General features: G+C 57.4%; 23 protein-coding genes. 19 read left to right on the forward strand and 4 right to left on the reverse strand.

Going from position 1 to position 18468, the window contains the following annotated elements; translation table 11 throughout:
- The first annotated feature begins 1 nt into the window (after window position 1).
- From ACR0NN_RS10345 to ACR0NN_RS10365, 5 genes are all read left to right on the forward strand, one after another.
- Entirely contained in the window at window positions 2–610 is a 609-nt protein-coding gene (locus tag ACR0NN_RS10345; RefSeq protein ID WP_170685086.1) for an LptA/OstA family protein, read from the forward strand.
- A gap of 3 nt (window positions 611–613) precedes the next feature.
- The gene (locus ACR0NN_RS10350) at window positions 614–1105 is read left to right on the forward strand and encodes an LptA/OstA family protein (protein WP_170725329.1); all 492 of its coding nucleotides are present in this window, start codon (window positions 614–616) and stop codon (window positions 1103–1105) included.
- Window positions 1105–1863, forward strand: coding sequence for an LPS export ABC transporter ATP-binding protein (gene lptB, locus ACR0NN_RS10355; RefSeq protein ID WP_170685090.1), 759 nt, complete (start codon window positions 1105–1107; stop codon window positions 1861–1863). Before ACR0NN_RS10350 ends, lptB begins: the two co-directional genes overlap by 1 nt.
- 252 nt (window positions 1864–2115) lie before the next feature.
- Window positions 2116–2679 (forward strand): ribosome hibernation-promoting factor, HPF/YfiA family, encoded by a 564-nt coding sequence (gene hpf, locus ACR0NN_RS10360; RefSeq protein ID WP_170685092.1) that lies wholly within the window; start codon window positions 2116–2118, stop codon window positions 2677–2679.
- Between the two features lie 59 nt (window positions 2680–2738).
- Window positions 2739–3203, forward strand: coding sequence for a PTS sugar transporter subunit IIA (locus ACR0NN_RS10365; RefSeq protein WP_170725328.1), 465 nt, complete (start codon window positions 2739–2741; stop codon window positions 3201–3203).
- A 66-nt stretch (window positions 3204–3269) separates the two neighbouring features.
- Here ACR0NN_RS10365 and dalA read toward each other — a convergent pair whose 3' ends face one another.
- The gene (dalA, locus tag ACR0NN_RS10370; RefSeq protein ID WP_170685096.1) at window positions 3270–3785 is read right to left on the reverse strand and encodes a divisome-associated lipoprotein DalA; all 516 of its coding nucleotides are present in this window, start codon (window positions 3783–3785) and stop codon (window positions 3270–3272) included.
- A 168-nt stretch (window positions 3786–3953) separates the two neighbouring features.
- On the opposite strand from dalA, the gene ACR0NN_RS10375 reads away from it, so the two are divergent.
- Together ACR0NN_RS10375 and ACR0NN_RS10380 are read left to right on the forward strand one after the other, a co-directional pair.
- Entirely contained in the window at window positions 3954–4553 is a 600-nt protein-coding gene (locus tag ACR0NN_RS10375; RefSeq protein ID WP_170725327.1) for a L,D-transpeptidase, read from the forward strand.
- A gap of 139 nt (window positions 4554–4692) precedes the next feature.
- Window positions 4693–4875 (forward strand): hypothetical protein, encoded by a 183-nt coding sequence (locus ACR0NN_RS10380; RefSeq protein WP_010442520.1) that lies wholly within the window; start codon window positions 4693–4695, stop codon window positions 4873–4875.
- 76 nt (window positions 4876–4951) lie between these two features.
- On the opposite strand, the gene hemH is transcribed toward ACR0NN_RS10380, so the two are convergent.
- Both hemH and ACR0NN_RS10390 read right to left on the reverse strand, forming a co-directional pair.
- The gene (gene hemH, locus ACR0NN_RS10385) at window positions 4952–6001 is read right to left on the reverse strand and encodes a ferrochelatase (protein WP_170725326.1); all 1050 of its coding nucleotides are present in this window, start codon (window positions 5999–6001) and stop codon (window positions 4952–4954) included.
- Window positions 6002–6056: 55 nt separating this feature from the next.
- Entirely contained in the window at window positions 6057–6887 is an 831-nt protein-coding gene (locus ACR0NN_RS10390) for a methyltransferase domain-containing protein (RefSeq protein ID WP_170725325.1), read from the reverse strand.
- 46 nt (window positions 6888–6933) lie between these two features.
- Between ACR0NN_RS10390 and ACR0NN_RS10395 the strand changes: the two genes are divergently transcribed.
- The 6 genes from ACR0NN_RS10395 (at window position 6934) to ACR0NN_RS10420 (ending at window position 10316) form a co-directional block, all read left to right on the forward strand.
- Window positions 6934–7632: a ComF family protein gene (locus tag ACR0NN_RS10395; RefSeq protein WP_170725324.1), complete on the forward strand. Its 699-nt coding sequence runs from the start codon at window positions 6934–6936 to the stop codon at window positions 7630–7632.
- Window positions 7633–7669: 37 nt separating this feature from the next.
- On the forward strand, window positions 7670–7927 hold the full coding sequence (gene grxC / locus ACR0NN_RS10400) for a glutaredoxin 3 (RefSeq protein ID WP_170685105.1): 258 nt from the start codon (window positions 7670–7672) through the stop codon (window positions 7925–7927).
- Complete coding sequence (locus tag ACR0NN_RS10405) at window positions 7927–8757, forward strand: carbon-nitrogen hydrolase family protein (protein WP_170725323.1); 831 nt, start codon at window positions 7927–7929, stop codon at window positions 8755–8757. Before grxC ends, ACR0NN_RS10405 begins: the two co-directional genes overlap by 1 nt.
- A gap of 14 nt (window positions 8758–8771) precedes the next feature.
- The gene (locus tag ACR0NN_RS10410) at window positions 8772–9212 is read left to right on the forward strand and encodes a MarR family winged helix-turn-helix transcriptional regulator (RefSeq protein ID WP_170334681.1); all 441 of its coding nucleotides are present in this window, start codon (window positions 8772–8774) and stop codon (window positions 9210–9212) included.
- A gap of 246 nt (window positions 9213–9458) precedes the next feature.
- A complete protein-coding gene (locus ACR0NN_RS10415) occupies window positions 9459–9743 on the forward strand; it encodes a glycosyltransferase family 2 protein (RefSeq protein ID WP_170725322.1) in 285 nt (94 codons plus the stop codon).
- 63 nt (window positions 9744–9806) lie between these two features.
- Window positions 9807–10316, forward strand: a complete 510-nt coding sequence (locus ACR0NN_RS10420) for a hypothetical protein (protein WP_480684603.1) — start codon at window positions 9807–9809, stop codon at window positions 10314–10316.
- A 50-nt stretch (window positions 10317–10366) separates the two neighbouring features.
- Here ACR0NN_RS10420 and ubiG read toward each other — a convergent pair whose 3' ends face one another.
- Entirely contained in the window at window positions 10367–11113 is a 747-nt protein-coding gene (ubiG, locus tag ACR0NN_RS10425; protein WP_170725320.1) for a bifunctional 2-polyprenyl-6-hydroxyphenol methylase/3-demethylubiquinol 3-O-methyltransferase UbiG, read from the reverse strand.
- Window positions 11114–11161: 48 nt separating this feature from the next.
- Here ubiG and pip point away from each other — a divergent pair, with 48 nt between their 5' ends.
- The 6 genes from pip to infB all read left to right on the forward strand — a co-directional run bounded on the left by pip (window position 11162) and on the right by infB (window position 18444).
- Window positions 11162–12139: a prolyl aminopeptidase gene (gene pip / locus ACR0NN_RS10430; RefSeq protein WP_170725319.1), complete on the forward strand. Its 978-nt coding sequence runs from the start codon at window positions 11162–11164 to the stop codon at window positions 12137–12139.
- Entirely contained in the window at window positions 12136–12948 is an 813-nt protein-coding gene (locus ACR0NN_RS10435) for an ABC transporter substrate-binding protein (RefSeq protein ID WP_170725318.1), read from the forward strand. Before pip ends, ACR0NN_RS10435 begins: the two co-directional genes overlap by 4 nt.
- A 160-nt stretch (window positions 12949–13108) precedes the next feature.
- Window positions 13109–13699, forward strand: a complete 591-nt coding sequence (rimP, locus tag ACR0NN_RS10440; protein WP_170725317.1) for a ribosome maturation factor RimP — start codon at window positions 13109–13111, stop codon at window positions 13697–13699.
- The gene (nusA, locus tag ACR0NN_RS10445) at window positions 13699–15315 is read left to right on the forward strand and encodes a transcription termination factor NusA (RefSeq protein ID WP_480684606.1); all 1617 of its coding nucleotides are present in this window, start codon (window positions 13699–13701) and stop codon (window positions 15313–15315) included. Before rimP ends, nusA begins: the two co-directional genes overlap by 1 nt.
- Window positions 15316–15337: 22 nt before the next feature.
- Window positions 15338–15961, forward strand: coding sequence for an RNA-binding protein (locus ACR0NN_RS10450; protein WP_170725315.1), 624 nt, complete (start codon window positions 15338–15340; stop codon window positions 15959–15961).
- 8 nt (window positions 15962–15969) lie between these two features.
- Window positions 15970–18444, forward strand: a complete 2475-nt coding sequence (gene infB / locus ACR0NN_RS10455; RefSeq protein ID WP_170725314.1) for a translation initiation factor IF-2 — start codon at window positions 15970–15972, stop codon at window positions 18442–18444.
- Window positions 18445–18468: the final 24 nt, after the last annotated feature.

Genomic DNA, 18468 nt, shown 5'->3' on the forward strand with positions numbered 1-18468 from the left:
CATGGCGGAGGTTGATCGCCATTCCCGATGGGTGCAGTTCCTTAAGGTGCTGCTGCCATTGGTGGCGATTTTGCTGCTGTCATCGGTTTTTCTTCTGTCGCGTAGCATCGACACCAATGTCTCGGTGCCGTTTAGCGATCAGGATATCGATGAACGACTGACAGATCAGGTGGTTACGCTGCCCGACTATAAAGGCGTCACGCGCAAAGGCGAGGAAATCCGTGTTGAGGCCCGTCGTGCCAGTCAGGGCGGGGATGGTGAGACGCCCACAGCCGCCGAAGTTCAGGGCCGTTTTGGGCTGAGCAACGGGGGCGAGATCACGCTTGAATCCAACACCGGCATTATCCGGCCTGATAAAGGCACTGCGACCTTTGTCGGGGATGTGGTCATCACAACACGGGATGGCATTCAGGTCACCACCGAACTGCTGAACACATCGCTTGACGAAATACGTGGAGACAGCCCCGGCCAGATTGACGGAACCGGTCCAATTGGCGACTTTACTGCAGGTCAAATGTCCTTTGGAACGGAAAAAACGGATGGTCCGGTTCATATTCTTTTTACAGGCGGCGTGAAGCTGATATACGAGCCGCAAAAAGCAGAAAGATAACTTGTGTTCGATTTACGTGTCGCCGTTTTGTGTTTTGCCGCAGCAGTGGGTACTGCGCCTGCTTCTGCGCAAGAGGCTCAGGTGGCATTTGGCTCGGTCAACGCTGACCCAACCCTCCCGGTTGAAGTGACCTCCGAGACGCTGAACGTGAATCAGGCAGACGGATCGGCCGAATTTATCGGCAATGTCATCGTCATTCAGGGTGAGATGCGATTGACCGCAGACCGCGTCCTTGTCATCTACAACGAACAACGTTCAGCCATCGAGCGGATGGAAGCGACGGATAACGTTGTGCTGGTCAGCCCACCTGATGCGGCCGAGGGCGATTGGGCGGAATACACCATCGATTCCGGCGTGATCGAGATGAAAGGCAATGTGTTACTGACGCAGGGCCCTAGTATCATAAGCGGCGATGAGATGATCGCGAACCTCACGACCGGAACCGCGACGATGTCGGGGCGTGTTAAAACCATTCTGCAACAGGGTGGCAACTGATGAACCGGCCTGAACTTTCGATCGCCGAAGGCTCTTCCGGTCTGAAGATCGAAAAGCTGCGCAAATCATATCGCAAGAAAACCGTCATCCGTGATGTGTCCATGGAATTGAACCGGTCCGAGGTTGTGGCTTTGCTGGGCCCGAACGGATCGGGCAAAACCACCACATTCTATTCCGTTGCGGGGCTGGTGTTTCCCGAGGCCGGGACTGTCACAATTGACGGTCAGACTGTGACGACCCTGCCGATGTATCGCCGCGCCCGGTTGGGGATCGGATATCTGCCGCAGGAGATGTCGATTTTTCGGGGCATGAGCGTTGAGGATAATATCGCCTCGGTTCTGGATATCACCGTCAAACACGCGCATCGCAGAAAAGAACGGCTTGAAGAGCTGCTGTCGGATTTCTCGATCGAACACCTGCGCCGCGCGCCAGCATTGGCGCTTTCAGGCGGAGAACGCCGACGGGTCGAGATTGCGCGCTGTCTTGCCGCTGATCCGAAATATCTGCTGTTGGACGAACCTTTCGCAGGTGTCGACCCGATCAGCGTTGGCGATATCCGGCACCTTGTGGCCGATCTGAAAAAGCGGGGCATTGGCGTTCTGATCACGGATCACAACGTCCGGGAAACGCTGGAGATTGTGGATCGGGCCTATATTCTGCATGACGGTCAGGTCCTGATGTCCGGCACGCCTGACGAAGTGGTCGAGAACGAAAATGTTCGTCGGGTTTATTTGGGCGAAAACTTCCGTATTTCATAGGCTTGCGCGGAAATGCGCCGGGTGCATGGCGGAAATCACGTATATACACACCTGTTTTGATTGACTCTTCCCTCACCTCTTGGCTCAATTGGCCTATGGCATTTCTTCGGTTCCAGGCTGGATCTCGATCTCCCTTCATTGAAGGGCCGGGCCAACGGCAACCGCAGAACATGCCGATACCCCCCACCCGATAAAAACAAGTCAGTCGCGTAACGCGACGTCAGAATGGGTGTGAATTGTGAAGGAGATCACATGCGTTACCAAATCAGCGGAAAACAGATCGACATCGGTGCGGCCCTGCAGACCCATGTGCAGACCGAACTGGGCGAGGTCGTGGGCAAATATGCTCAGCGGCCAACAGACGCCAACGTCGTCTTTTCCCGTTCGGCGCATGAATATGTATGCGAAACCACTGTCCACTTGTCGACTGGTCTGACCGCTCAGGCCAAGGCGCACGCGACCGAGATTTATGCGGCGTTCGAAGGCTGCTGTGACAAGATGGAGACACAACTGCGCCGCTATAAGCGCCGTTTGAAGGACCACCATAAGGATCGATCCGAGCCGGTTGAACTCTTTGGCGCGTCCTCTTATATCCTCGCCTCTGACGAATCGGAGACAGCTGACGAGCCTGATTCACTGCAGCCTATGATTGTGGCTGAGATGGAAACCAAGATCCCATCGCTCAGTGTTGGTGAAGCCGTTATGCAGATGGAACTTGCCGGTGCGCCGGTTTTGGTGTTCCGGAATGAGAACAAGGACGGGTTGAACGTCGTATATCGCCGTGAAGACGGCAATATCGGCTGGATCGATCCTTAACAGGCAAGAACTAGATGGCCCGCCCCTTAACACAAGGGGCAGGGGCTAGGAGCAAAATGATGGAGCTTTCGAGCATTCTTAAGCCCGAAGCGGTGCGCGTCCTTTCGGCTGCGTCCAGCAAGAAGCGTCTGTTTCAGGAAATTGGCGACGTAGGTGCCGCCACTCTCGGGCTGGATGCGCAGGCGATTGTTGACAGCCTGCTTGAGCGTGAAAGCCTTGGTCCAACTGGCGTTGGCCATGGTGTAGCGCTTCCACATGCGCGTCTGTCCGAACTGGAATCGGTCTCCGGCGTGTTCGTGATGTTGGAAAAGCCCATCGATTTTGGATCGGTCGACCGTCAGCCTGTTGATCTTGCATTTTCGCTGTTTGCGCCGGAAGATGCGGGTGTGGAACACCTCAAGGCGCTGGCGTTGGTCTCGCGTACTCTGCGAGAGCAGTCGGTCTGCGCAAAACTGCGCGCCAATCCTGATCCGGTAAAGCTCTATGCAATTCTAACCGAAGCACAATCGATGCAAGCGGCCTGAATGCCCCTTCTGTAACAAAAAAGCCCCCGACAATCGGGGGCTTTTTTGTCGCGTATATGGCGACGATTAACCGCCAGTTCCCATTTCCAGCGTCCACCAGATTTTGCCGCCATTTTCCTGATGCCACGCAAACCCCATCTGCGAGGCTTTGGGATCCATAATCACTGCGCGGGGGCCGGGTTCCTGCATCCACGCCGCCAGTGTCTCGGTCTCGGTTTCATAGGTTTCCGAGATCGCTTCACCCAGGAATGTACCAAAATACCCAGCCCGTGATGCACGATCCAACGGAGAAGAGCCATCAGACCCGAAATGCCAGGGCCGATTCTGACGGGCCATGTCTTTCGAATGAGTCGCTGCCGCCGCATTCAATTGCGAGTTCAATTGCACCTGTTGCAGACCAGACGCCTGACGCAGCGCATTCACCGAATCCAGCATTCTGAACTGCAGCTTTTCGGGATTGCCTCGGATTTTATAAACGGACGGCAGCGGTCTGCCATCCGCGCCAATAGCGGTCGTACCCGAATCGGTACATGCCGCCAGAGCAAAAAAACAAATCGCGAGAAGGGAAAGAATACGTGTCATGATCGGCCTGAATGTAGTGTTAACAAGGGAAATAGCCTGCCTGAGTGTCCGGGGCAAACCCACAATGGCCGATCCTCGCGTGAATCTGCCGGTTTGATTTGCGACTGAAGCATTCTGGCCATAAAATGCATCAGATTTTGCATTTTTGTTAGCAAAGGACCGCTCCTCATGGTCAAGAAACGCATTTACACTTCGACACGCCGCGGATTTCTGGCGGGTGCCACCGCCAGTTTGGCCTCGCCTGCGCTGGCCCAGTACATCCCCGGAGACCCTCTGCGCCCGGCGCCCGAGCCTGAACCTCAGGTGCGTCGCAACGTATCTGGCTTCCGTGCGCTGGATTGGCAGCCATACTTCTCGAACACAAGAAACGGTGCCATCCTTGTGGATACCGTTTCGCGGGCGCTGCATTATTGGTCAGATGATCAATCTGTATACAAACTGTACCCTTCGTCGGTGCCTCTGACCGAGGAATTGACCCGTCGGGGACGCACCAGTGTCATCCGCAAAGTGGAAGGCCCAAGCTGGTCGCCGACACCTTCAATGAAGAAGCGTAACCCCGAATGGCCGGATTATATTCCGCCAGGCCCAGATAACCCATTGGGAACGCACGCTTTATACCTTAGCTGGAAGTATTATCGCATCCACGGCACCCATGATACGCGCAAAATCGGTCGTCGGTCTTCGAACGGGTGCATTGGTTTGTTCAACGAGGACATTGCCGAGCTGTTTTCTATGGCCAAGGTTGGCACGCAAGTGTTGCTAATTTGACGACATTTTCGCGCACGAACCCGCCTGTGAGGCAAGTTGCAATTGCAATCCCCCTGCATTGCTGATTAGAAAAACTCACGAGGTAAGTCTTAGATGCGTGGTTTCGCTATTGGGAATCGCGCAAATTCTGGAGGTTAATATGAAGAAACTCGTTCTCGCTGCTGCTCTGACTGCTGCTGCTTCGACCGCATATGCTGGCAACCTGGAAGAGCCGGTTGTTGAAGCACCTGTTGTTGTCGAAGAAACCCAAGGTTCGTCGCAGGGCATCATCCTGCCGCTGATCCTGCTGGTTGTTGTTGCCGCAGCTGTTGCAGCAAGCTAAGTCGACGAGACTTTTTGCATTTAAAAGGCGGTGGTGCAAACCACCGCCTTTTTCTATGCCCGGACAAAGCGCGCGATCAATCCAACCAGCCGCGCAGATTGTCTTCGATCACCTTGCCCAACGCCGCGATATGCGAATCATCGTCATTGAGGCAGGGGATATAGGTGAAGGATTCACCACCCGCCTCTTCGAAGCTTTCTTTGATCTCTTCGTTGATCTCTTCCAGCGTCTCGATGCAATCGGCAGAAAACGCAGGTGCGATGACGGCGATGTTCTTCTTACCCTGACGCGCCAGATCAGCCACGTGATCAACGGTGTAGGGCTTCAGCCATTCCTCGGGACCAAAGCGAGACTGGAAGGTTGAGATCAGTTGATCATCCGCCCATCCCAAACGCTCTTTCAGTAGCCTTGATGTTTTAACGCACTGGCAGTGATAGGGATCCCCCTGCTGCAAATAGCGCTCGGGCATTCCGTGATACGAGCACACCAAGACATCCGGTTTTGTCTCCATCTCTGCATAGGCGCGCTCAACCGAGCTAGCCAACGCATCGATATAGGCAGGTTCGTCGAAATAGGCCGGAACAGTTCGGCTGGCTGGCTGCCATGTCTCTTTCATCAACGCGCGGAAGAACTGATCGTTCGCGGTGGCAGTCGTCGCACCGGCATATTGCGGATAGAGGGGAAAGAACAGGATGCGGTCGCATCCTGCGGTCACCATCTCGCGCACTTTCGACATGGTCGACGGATTGCCGTAGCGCATGCAGAAATCAACCATCACCTGGTCGCCGTACCGGTCGTGCATTGCGAGGCGCAACTTGGCGGTCTGATCTTTGGTGATCGTCATCAGCGGGCTTTCACCCTTGTCATGGTTCCAGATCGATTTGTATGCCTCACCCGAGCTGAAGGGCCGTTTGCTCAGGATGATCCCCTGCAAGATCGGTTGCCACTTCCATGCCGGATAGTCGATCACCCGTCTATCTGACAGGAATTCATTCAGATACCGCCGCATCGGCCAGTAATCATAACTATCCGGTGTCCCCAAATTGGCCAGCAGGATACCAACGCGGCCCATCTTAACCTTGGGATGGTCTTCCGGGGCGTGTGCAGGACGGGTGGCATCAAACATTTAGGGCTTCCTGAATTATGGCGTCTGGCCTGAGATAACGGTAAAAGCCGGGTCGTCAATCGGGCAGATTGCCTTCTTCTGTACCCAGCGCATCAGCAAGGCGCATTTGGGCTGATCCTGGGCGCAAAGGTTTGGGCTGGCTTTCATCAGGCGCCCAACCTGTCAGGCAGATCAGTTCGAACGTTGCGATCAAGCGTCCTTCGGGGGTTGAGAAGTGCTCGGCATAGATGTCTTGCGCCCTGTCGAACACAGCGCGTCGTGTCGGTTGTTTCAGGCGACCTGATAGGGCGTTCGTTTCCCCCATAGCCCGCAGATCCTGCATTAGATGCGTGAGATCGCGATACTCGGCCGATAAGCTTGCTTTGTCGGCCACGGGCAGGGCTAGGCCTGCCCGCTGCAACAGTCCGCCCATATCGCGGAGCTCGGCCATGGGCGCAATCCGTGGGCTAAGACCGCCTGTTACTTCAATCTCAGCCTGACCCAATGCCGCGCGGAGTTCCTGCAGCGTGTCGCCTCCTAAGCAGACCGCTAGCAGCAAACCGTCGGGTTTCAAAGCGCGATGACACTGGATCAACTGGCCAACCGGGTCGTTGGCCCAGTGCAGGGCCATCGCATGTATGACCAGGTCATGCGTCCCCGGCATCAGGTCCAGAACCTCATCATCTGCGATGATCCGGGCATCGGGCCACACCTTCAGCCAGATATCGGGGTACGGCGTCACGACAGCTGGTGCTCTAAAGGTTTTGTTAACCATGGACAGACGATCCTGCACCTCGTCAACGGCGGCTCGGTGCAGGAAAAGCGCATCGTCCCGTGAGCGGCGGCGATGAAGGGCAAGCGCAGATCGGTCAATCAGAGAAGGTGCAGTGTCGGACGGAAGTTTCATAAGCCGCAAGTATCGCATTCGTCAGGGGATTCAAACCGTAGTCGAGATGATCTATCCCCCGCGCTGCCTGTCCTGCGGTGCATTGACCGAGTCGGACTTTGGCCTTTGCGGCCCGTGCTGGCGCGACACGCCTTTCATCGGCGGCGCGGTTTGCGATTGCTGCGGCGTTCCGGTTCCTGGTGCACGGGACGGGCATCGGATCGAATGTGACGATTGCCTGAGAACGCCGCGCGCGTGGCAAGATGGCCGGGCAGCGCTGTTGTATCAGGGTGCCGCCAAATCACTGGTGCTGGCGTTGAAACACGGCGACCGTCCAGAACTGGCCCGCCCGGCTGCGCGCTGGATGGCGCACGCTGGGCAAGAGCTGTTCCGCCCAAACATGCTGATTGCACCGGTACCCTTGCATTGGACCCGATTGATCCGCCGTCGTTACAACCAGTCAGCCCAACTTGCGCATCATCTGGGTCGGGAAACGGGTCTGGCAGTTTGTCCTGATCTTCTGGTGCGTACAATCCGCACGCCTGTACTGGATGGCAAAACAGCCGCTGAGCGCTCCCTAACGCTCGCCAATGTCATCGAGGCTCACTGCAAACGCGCGCACCTGATGCGGGGAAAAGACGTTCTGCTGGTAGATGATGTCATGACCTCGGGCGCGACGCTTGAAGCTTGCGCGCGTGTCTGCCAGGCGTCAGGGGCAAATCATATTTTCGTGTTGGTACTGGCACGCGTTGCCAAGGATGCCTAATTCGCCCAAGAATGTGCGAAACCCAAAGGGACGGAATATGAAGCCGGTAGAAATCTACACCTCGCCGCTGTGCGGCTTTTGCCACGCCGCGAAACGCTTGTTGAAACAGAAAGGCGTCAAGTTTTCAGAAGTCGACGTGCTGGTGCATCCAAAACGTAAGCCCGAGATGATTCAGCGGGCCGGCGGCAAACGCACCGTGCCTCAAATCTTTATCGGCACCACACATGTCGGTGGATGCGATGATCTTTATGAGCTTGAGCGTCAGGGCAAGCTGGATCGTCTGCTCGCGGCCTGATGAAAACCGCGCTGCTGCAGATCACCTCGTCGGATGATCCGGCTGAAAATCTGGACATGGTGCGCGCCATGATGGCCGAGGCGGCCAATCAAGGCGCGCAATTCATTCTGACACCAGAAGTCACGAATTGCGTGTCCACCAGCACCACGCGGCAGCGCGAGGTTCTGCAGCATGAAGAAGACGACATCACTCTGGCAGGCCTGCGCGAACAGGCCGCCGCATTGGGCGTCTGGCTGCTGATTGGGTCGCTCGCGATCAAGACCCACGATGCCGATGGGCGCTTTGCCAACCGCTCATTCATGATCAACCCGCAGGGGCAGATCGTGGCGCGTTATGACAAGATCCACATGTTCGACGTGCAGGTTACGGAAACCGAGACCTTCCGCGAATCAAAGAACTATCGACCCGGCGAACAGGCGGTGATTGCCGAGACAGATTTCGGTAAGGTCGGCCTGACCATATGCTACGACATCCGTTTCCCACATCTCTACGTCGCGCTGGCGCAGGCGGGGGCACATATCCTGACAGTGCCTGCCGCGTTTTCGCCGGTTACGGGCGCGGCGCATTGGGAATCGTTGCTGCGGGCGCGGGCGATTGAGACCGGCTGCTGGGTGATTGCCCCGGCGCAAACCGGTGAACACCCCAAAACCCGCGGTAAGACGCGGTACACGCACGGTCACAGCATGGTTGTGGCCCCTTGGGGAGAGGTGCTGATCGACGCAGGTACCGTTCCGGGCATTCACATTTTCGATTTGGATGATAGTTCTGTGTCCGAGGCGCGCCGCCGCGTGCCCTCGTTGACGCATGTTCGGCCTTTTGACGGGCCCTGATCCAGAACCGAGATATGACGGACGAAAAAAATGCCCTTGCGGTCACGCTGTTCAGCGAGATCCTGACCGCCGATCAGCTATTGCGCAACCGGCTGAGCCGGGTGCTGCCCAAAGGCATGGAAATCTCGCATTTCTCGGTGCTGAACCATCTAGTGTTTGTCGGCGACGAGCGCACACCGGCGCAACTGGCCAGCACGTTTCATGTGACCCGAGGCGCGATGACTAACACCTTGGCCAAGTTGGAATGGGCCGGATACATCCACATCCGCCCCGACTGGGACGACGCCCGCCGCAAGATGGTCGCCATCAGCCCCGCCGGTCGCCGCGCACGCGATCAGGCGATTTCGTCCATTGCCCCGCTGATCAACCGTGTCGTCGGAGAGCTGGGGCTGGAGCGGGTCCGCAGCACGCTGCCGGTGTTGAGGGATTTACGGTTGCAGTTGGAGGGAGAGTAGAGAGAGTTTGTGCGATTACGCCACATGATTGCGGAGATATAATGCTAAATGCTGAGGCTAATTCGATCTTCAAAGATACGCATCTACCAATGCGAACTCGATATCCAGCGACAGAAAATCAAAATCGGTGGAAAAGTGAAGACTATGCACTAACGATCCAAGCATACCTCTCAGATCAGACCGCTACAGCTTTTTTCGCACAAGTCGCTTTATGAGATGAACAATATGAAAATTTGCATAATCACAATGTGCTACAAAAACTATGAGCTTCTTGAAAAATGGTATCGTCATCATTCGGAGGTTGTGGGCGCTTCTAATCTTTTTGTTTTATCTCATGGCAATGATCCGTTGCACCGAGAAATTGCACCACTTGCATCAGTTATTGGTGTTCCCAGAGACACTTTGATCGATTTTGATAAACGCAGGAACAATGCGCTCAACAACCTCCAGTCTTCTCTGTCGTATTACTATGATTGGGTTTTTCGAACCGACGATGATGAGCTTTTGGTCTACGACCCATCTTTGTACTGAGGACTTGGGGACATCTGTCGAACATCAAAAACCGGAGTTCTGTTTGCTCTGGGTCTTCAATTGTTGCGTACCACAGACGAAGAAGAGCTTATTCAAAACGAGCCATTTTCTTTGCAGCGGAAGTTTGTTTATCCAGACGGCCATTATTCCAAAGCCTTCGGAACTTCTCATGGATGGGGGTATTGGGGGCATGGGGTAAGTGTTCCCAGGTCTCAAAGAAAGTCTTTTGTTCCAGAAATGCCAACCGGATTCTATATGGTACACACGAAATATGCGTCCCAGGCAATTTCAGGGTCCACTGATTTGATGAGAGAAGGTCTTGCCACTGAGAACAAAGCGGAGCACGGCCAACCAGGTGTTGTCAAGGCGTGGTCAGATGCTCGATCAATGAGTGCCAAAGCTCTGAAATCTATGCTTGCAGCCGATACGGCGGGCTCGGATTGGCTCAATACTTATCGCGAGAGATGCTTGATTTCTGTCAAACATGGACGCAGAGGTGCTGTGAGGTTTGGAAAAGTACCTGGTAAGAATTTCAAAACCGAAGTTCCCAAAGATCTTATGGGCTGCTTTTGAGGAACGCTTGACGCCCGAAATATCGTTGAATGTCCAGCCATCACCCAAACTCACCCCGGTTTCAAACTTGCCGTCACGTAGTTCACGCTCAAGTCCCGATCCGAGATCGACCAGCTCCATAGAAGCGGGTTGAAGACGAAGCCCTTGCGGTCGACCGGCTCCAGCCCGGCCTGGCGCAGCAGATCAAACAACTCATCGGGAGTGATGAACTTGTTCCATTCATGCGTGCCGCGGGGTAGCCAGCGCATGACGACCTCGGCCCCAAAAATGGCCATCGCATAGGATTTAGGGTTGCGATTGATGGTCGAACACACCTTCAATCCGCCGGGTTTCAACAATTGCTGCGTGGCGGTCAGATAGCCAAGCGGTTCGGCCACATGCTCGACCACCTCCATGTTCAGCACCACGTCGAACTGTTCACCTGCGGCGGCCATATCCTCGGCGGTGGTGTGGCGATAGTCGATCTCTAGTCCCGATTGTTCCGCGTGGATGCGGGCGACGGGCAGGTTGCCCTCGGCGGCGTCCGCGCCAACGACTGTCGCGCCCAAACGCGCCATGGGTTCGCTTAACAACCCTCCGCCACAGCCAATATCCAGCAGGCGCAGCCCCTCGAACGGGCGCGAATCCTTGAGATCGCGGTCAAATTCCCCGGCAATTTGCTGCGTGATATAATCCAGACGGCACGGATTCAGCATGTGCAGAGGCTTGAATTTCCCGTGAGGATCCCACCATTCAGCCGCCATAGCCTCGAATTTTGCGATCTCGGACGGGTCCACCGTGTTCGGATGCGCTTGCATTCCTGTCTCCGTGTGCTCTTTTACGCTTAAGGACTATATAGGGCCATAATGGACAAGTACCCGGACCAAAAGCGCGCAGTTCAATATCTTTACCCGCCGATCGATCCGTTCGATCAGCGCGTGGTCGATATGGGCGATGGGCACCGCATATATGTGGAACAATGCGGCAATCCCGAGGGGATGCCGGTGGTGATCCTGCATGGCGGGCCGGGCGGCGGGTGCAGCCCAGCGATGCGGCGCTATTTCGATCCTGACGTCTATCGGGTGATTCTGTTTGATCAGCGCGGATGTGGCCGCTCACGACCCACAGCCTCGGTCGAGGACAACACGACCTGGCATTTGGTGGCGGATATCGAGCGGTTGCGAACCCTATTCGACATCGACGATTGGATCGTCTTTGGCGGCAGTTGGGGTGCAACACTGGCACTGATCTACGCGCAGACGCATCCTGATCGTGTCACGCGCCTTGTGCTGCGCGGCGTGTTTCTGGCCACGCAGGCCGAATTGGATTGGTTCTATGGCGGCGGTGCAGGCAAGTTCTGGCCCGAGCAATGGGCTAAGTTCACGTCTCTTTTGCCCGAGCAAGAGCTTGGAGACGCCATCGCCGCCTATCACAAGCGCCTGTTTTCTGGCGACCGCGCGACCGAGATTCTCTATGCGCGCGCTTGGTCGCATTGGGAAAACGCGCTGGCCTCGATCCACACAAACGGGTCGGTGGGTGAAAGCCCGGGTGAATATGCGCGCACCTTTGCGCGGCTGGAGAACCACTATTTCACCAACAAGGCATTTCTGGAATATGACGGTCAGATTCTGGATCAGATAGATCGGATCGCTCATATCCCCGGCCATATCGTTCAGGGACGCTATGATATGATCTGCCCGCCGCAGGCCGCTTGGACCCTGTCAGAGCGTTGGCCCAATGCCGAGCTGAAGATGGTACGCCAAGCCGGACACGCCTTGTCAGAACCCGGGATCAGCGCGGAACTGGTCCGGATCATGGATCGCGTGGCGGAGGGGGCGGTATGACCCGAATCGATCGCCGCGCGTTATTTGCCTCGGGTGCCGCTGCTGCGTTGCTGGCCGCGACGGGAGCGTCATTGGCTGATACACCTAAGCAGGGCGGTACGCTCCGGTTGGCGGTGCCGCGCGACAATAGTTTGGAACAGGTGGCGCGCGGTGCAGTTTTCGACACTCTGACCGAGATCGCGCCCGATGGCACGCTACGCGGAGAGCTGGCGAGCAGTTGGCAGACCGACGCTGATGCTCGGGTCTGGAGCTTTGATCTGCGCGATGATGTAATGTTCCACGATGGTACCAAGTTGGACGTGAAAGATGCTCTGTCCGTTCTGATCCAGATCGGACAGGCCGAGGCCATCGCCCCTAAACGTGTGCGACTGCAACTGGCCGAAAGCAATCCAGGTCTACCATTCCTGCTGGCGGATTCCCGTTTTGTGGTCGCCCGAGATGGGGTGACGCCACTGGCGCAAGCCAATGGCACCGGTTGTTACCGAGTAGAACGGGCCGAGGACGAGCGCCATTTTCTGGCGAGCCGGGTGGCCGAACACTACAAAATCGGTGCCGCAGGTTGGGCCGATGCGATTGAGATCATCGTGATCCCGGATGCCAAGGTGCGGGCAGAGGCGCTGCGCGATGGATATGTGGATGTTGCTGCAATGCCTGCGGGCGAAGGCCTGATTTCACAGCGCGGTCTGCGCTATCATCCATCCGAAGCTGAAATGGCGCTGGCCGTTGCTGCGCATGTCGGCATGCCCCGGCAGATAGGCAAGGCTGCACTGGACGATGGGCGCATTGCTGAACGGTGGTGGTTGGCGTAATTCTGATCACGATTTGCGCCGGGGGTTGCAGACTCGGAAACTCCTGCGTATATGCAGTTGCAACAGCGGCGCGTTGGACTTCGGTCCGGGGCTCCACCGGAAAAGATCGACGGGCCGCGCGCCCGTTTTTTTGTGCCCGATGACAGGGTAGAGAACCTGAATGACAAACGACCTGATAGCCAAAGCTGCCATTGACCGGCGACTGGCCGAGATCATCACCCCGGTGATCGAGGATCTGGGGTATGAGCTGGTGCGCATCCGCCTGATGAGCGGCAAGCAGACCACGCTGCAAATCATGGCCGACAAGCCCGATGGCGGCATCGAAGTGGATGACTGCGCCGAGATTTCGAACGCGGTTAGCGCCACGCTGGATGTCGAGGACCCGATTTTGGATGCCTATACACTTGAAGTGTCCAGCCCCGGCATCGACCGCCCGCTAACCCGTCTCAAGGATTTTGAGACCTTTGAGGGGTATGAAGCCAAGATCGAGACTGCTGAACTGATCGATGGCCGCCGCCGCTTTAAGGGTGAGCTGGCCGGGATCGAAGGGGATGAGGTTTTGATCAACATCCCTGAGGGCGATGAGACCATCACCATCGGTCTGCAATTCGACTGGCTTAGCGATGCCAAGCTGGTCTTGACCGATGACCTGATCAAGGAAATGCTGCGCCAGCGCAAAGACGCGGACGCCCTGAACGAAAACGCTTTCGACGAGATTGAGACCGAAGGGTCCGAAGAGGAGACGAACTGATGGCAATCACCTCAGCCAACCAGCTGGAGCTGCTGCAGACCGCCGAGGCCGTGGCCCGCGAAAAGATGATCGACCCCAGCCTGGTTGTCGAAGCGATGGAGGAATCGCTCGCCCGTGCCGCAAAAAGCCGCTATGGCGCGGAAATGGACATTCGCGTGTCCATCGACCGCAAAACTGGCCGTGCGACCTTTACCCGGGTGCGCACCGTGGTCGAGGATGAAGAGCTTGAGAATTATCAGGCCGAGTTCACCGTCGAGCAGGCCAAACAGTACATGGAAAACCCTGAGGTCGGTGACGTCTTCGTGGAAGAAGTGCCGCCGGTTGAAATGGGCCGTATCGCGGCACAGTCCGCTAAGCAGGTGATCTTGCAGAAGGTCCGCGAAGCTGAGCGTGACCGTCAGTACGAAGAGTTCAAGGACCGCGCCGGCACCATCATCAACGGTGCCGTCAAACGCGAAGAATTCGGCAACGTCATCGTCGATCTGGGTGGGGCCGAGGCCGTTCTGCGCCGCAATGATAAGATCGGCCGCGAAAGCTATCGCCCGAACGACCGTGTGCGTGCGTACATCAAAGAGGTTCGCCGCGAAGTTCGTGGCCACCAGATATTCCTGTCGCGCACCGCGCCTGAATTCATGGCCGAGCTGTTCAAAATGGAAGTGCCGGAAATCTATGACGGCATCATCGAGGTCAAGGCCGTGGCCCGCGACCCCGGTTCGCGCGCCAAGATTGCTGTGATCTCTTACGATGGGTCCATTGACCCCGTCGGTGCCTGCGTTGGTATGCGCGGCAGCCGCGTGCAGGCCGTCGTGAACGAGCTGCAAGGTGAAAAGATCGACATCATCCCGTGGAACGAAGATCAGCCGACCTTCCTGGTGAATGCGCTTCAGCCTGCCGAGGTTTCCAAGGTGGTTCTGGACGAAGAAGCGGGCAAGATCGAAGTTGTTGTGCCAGAAGAACAGCTGTCCCTCGCCATCGGTCGCCGCGGTCAGAACGTGCGTCTGGCCAGCCAGCTGACCAATCTGGATATCGACATCATGACCGAGGCCGAAGAATCGGCGCGTCGTCAGAAGGAATTCGAGGCCCGCACCCAGCTGTTCATGGAAAGCCTCGATCTGGACGAGTTCTTTGCTCAGCTGCTGGTGTCCGAAGGTTTCACCAATCTGGAAGAAGTGGCCTATGTCGAGATCGACGAACTGCTGGTCATCGACGGTGTTGACGAAGGTACGGCGCAGGAACTGCAGACCCGTGCGCGCGAATTCCTAGAGGCACAGGCCAAGGCGGCGTTGGATGCAGCCCGTGCGCTGGGTGCCGAGGACAGCCTTATTGAATTCGAAGGCCTGACACCCCAAATGGTAGAGGCGCTGGCCAAGGACGATGTGAAGACTTTGGAAGACTTCGCAACCTGCGCTGACTGGGAGCTGGCCGGTGGCTGGACCACAGTCGATGGCGAACGCATCAAGGATGATGGGGTACTTGAGCCTTTCGGCGTGACGCTGGAAGAAGCACAGGATCTGGTCATGACCGCGCGCATCATGCTGGGCTGGGTTGACCCGGCCGAGCTGGAGCCTGCCGAAGAAGAAGACGGCGAAGCATCCGACGAGGAGGTCGAGGCCTGATCTCAGGCCTCGGGTGGCTGACATGGGTCGCGGTGGCGTCCATAAGGATCGGTCGGATGGGCCAGAGCGTAAGTGCATCGCCACGGGCGAGGTTCAGCCTAAATATGGCTTGATCCGCTTTGTGACGGGGCCGGACGGTCAGGTCTTTCCCGATGTCGCGGCGAAATTGCCGGGGCGCGGGGTTTACGTCGCGGCGGATCGCGCGGCGCTGGACAAGGCGATCGGCAAGAAACTGTTCTCGCGCGGGTTCAAGGCGCAAGTGAGCGCGGCCAAGGATCTGACCGATGAGGTTGAGAAACAGGTCGCGCGTCGGGTGATCGAGCTGATCAGTCTGGCGCGTAAGTCCGGGGATGCGGTCGCGGGCTATGAAAAAGTCAAGTCGTGGCTGGACCGGGAAGAGGCTCAGGTACTGATTCAGGCCTCGGATGGATCGGGGCGCGGCAAGTCGAAACTCAGCACGCCGCACTTCGGCAAATACATCGGCTGGCTGACTGCGGACGAGCTTGGGGCGGCATTTGGGCGCCAAACCGTGATTCATGCGGCCTTGGCCTCTGGCGGACTCGCCAAACGTGTTGTAGAGGAAGCGCAGCGCCTGCGTGGCTTGCGCGAAAAGGATGACGGCGGCAAGGGCCGCTCGGAAGGGTAAGAAGCTTTATGAGCGATAGTGACGGCAAAAAGACATTGGGTCTTCGTGGCGGGGCACGCCCCGGAAATGTGAAACAGAGTTTCAGCCACGGACGCACCAAGAATGTCGTGGTGGAGACCAAACGCAAACGCGTGGTCGTACCCAAGCCGGGCGCGACCAAACCTAGTGGTGGTGCAACACCCTCGGGTGATCCTTCGCGCCGTCCTGCGGGCATTTCCGATGCGGAAATGGCGCGCCGGATGAAGGCGCTGCAGGCCGCCAAGGCGCGCGAAGCCGAAGAGGCTGCAGCCCGTGAGGCACAGGAAAAGGCGCGCGAAGAAGAACGCGCACGCCGCCGGGCCGAGCAAGAAGCCAAGGACCGCGAACAGCGTGAGGCTGAAGAGCGTGCACGTGCCAAGGCCGAAGAAGAAGAGCGCAAGCGCAAAGAGGCTGAAGAAGCCGCCCAGCGAGCTGCTGCCGCTCCGGCCCCTGCCGAGCCTAAAGCCGCGCGCAGTCCTGCCAACAAGCCTGCACCTGCAGCAGCGCCGCGTAAACAGGATCGTGAGCGCGAACAACGCGGTCGTGGCAAAGGCCGTGACGATAATCGTCGTTCGGGCAAGCTGACACTGGGTCAGGCCACCGGTGGCGAAGGCAACCGCCAACGCTCGATGGCTGCGATGAAGCGCAAGCAAGAGCGGGCGCGCCAGAAAGCCATGGGCGGTACGGTCGAGCGGGAAAAGGTGATCCGCGATGTGCAGTTGCCCGAGGCGATCATGGTCTCGGAACTGGCCAACCGTATGGCCGAGCGTGTGGCTGACGTTGTCAAATCGCTGATGCAGATGGGCATGATGGTTACGCAAAACCAGACCATCGACGCCGACACGGCTGAACTGATCATCGAAGAATTTGGCCACAAGGTCACGCGTGTCTCTGATTCGGATGTTGAAGACGTCATTAAAGAGGTCGAAGACAGCGATGACGACCTGCAGCCGCGTCCGCCGGTTATCACCATCATGGGCCACGTTGACCACGGTAAGACCTCGCTGCTGGATGCGATCCGCGACGCGCGTGTTGTTGCCGGCGAAGCTGGTGGCATCACCCAGCATATCGGTGCCTATCAGGTGAAAACCGACGGCGGCACCACGCTGACCTTCCTGGATACGCCTGGCCACGCGGCCTTTACCTCGATGCGCTCTCGCGGTGCTCAGGTCACGGATATCGTGGTTCTGGTTGTTGCCGCCGACGACGCGGTGATGCCGCAGACGATCGAGGCGATCAACCACGCCAAAGCGGCCGAAGTGCCGATGATCGTGGCGATCAACAAGATCGACAAGCCCGACGCGAACCCCGACAAAGTCCGCACTGACTTGCTGCAGCACGAAGTGATCGTCGAGAAGATGTCGGGTGAGGTTCAGGACGTTGAGGTCTCGGCCATGACTGGTCAGGGTCTGGACGAATTGCTGGAAGCCATTGCGCTGCAGGCCGAGATTCTGGAACTGAAAGCCAACCCAGATCGCGCCGCCCAAGGTGCCGTGATTGAGGCGCAGCTGGATGTGGGCCGTGGCCCCGTCGCTACCGTTCTGGTTCAGAACGGCACGCTGCGTCAGGGCGATATCTTTGTCGTGGGTGAGCAGTACGGTAAGGTGCGTGCGCTGATCAACGACAAGGGCGACCGCGTCAAAGAAGCTGGCCCCTCGGTTCCGGTCGAGGTTCTGGGGCTCAACGGCACGCCCGAAGCAGGTGACGTTCTGAACGTGACCGAGACCGAAGCGCAGGCCCGTGAGATCGCTGCTTATCGTGAGCAAGCCGCCAAGGACAAACGCGCCGCCGCCGGTGCCGCGACCACCCTTGAACAGCTGATGCAGAAGGCGAAGGAAGACGAAAACGTCACCGAGCTGCCTATTCTGATGAAAGCGGATGTGCAGGGCTCTGCCGAAGCCATCGTTCAGGCGATGGAGAAGATCGGCAATGACGAAGTGCGCGTACGTGTTCTACACTCGGGCGTTGGTGCGATCACCGAGACGGATGTCGGCCTGGCCGAAGCCTCCGGCGCTCCGATCTTTGGTTTCAATGTCCGTGCCAACGCATCGGCGCGGAATACTGCGAACCAGAAGGGCGTCGAGATCCGGTATTACTCGGTGATCTACGATCTGGTTGATGACGTGAAAGCAGCCGCATCGGGCCTGCTGAGCGCCGAGATTCGAGAAAAGTTCATCGGTTACGCCGAGATCAAAGAGGTCTTCAAGGTTACCGGTGTTGGCAAAGTTGCCGGCTGTCTGGTCACCGAAGGTGTTGCCCGCCGCTCGGCTGGCGTACGCCTGCTGCGCGACAACGTGGTGATCCACGAAGGTACGCTGAAGACCCTCAAGCGCTTCAAGGATGAAGTGGCCGAGGTTCAGTCGGGTCAGGAATGCGGTATGGCGTTCGAGAATTACGACGATATTCGCGCCGGCGACGTGATCGAGATTTTCGAACGCGAAGAGGTCACGCGTACGCTGGACTGATCCGGTTCAGAGAAGAAACTTGAA

It is taken from the genome of Ruegeria sp. BA2, assembly GCF_056539605.1.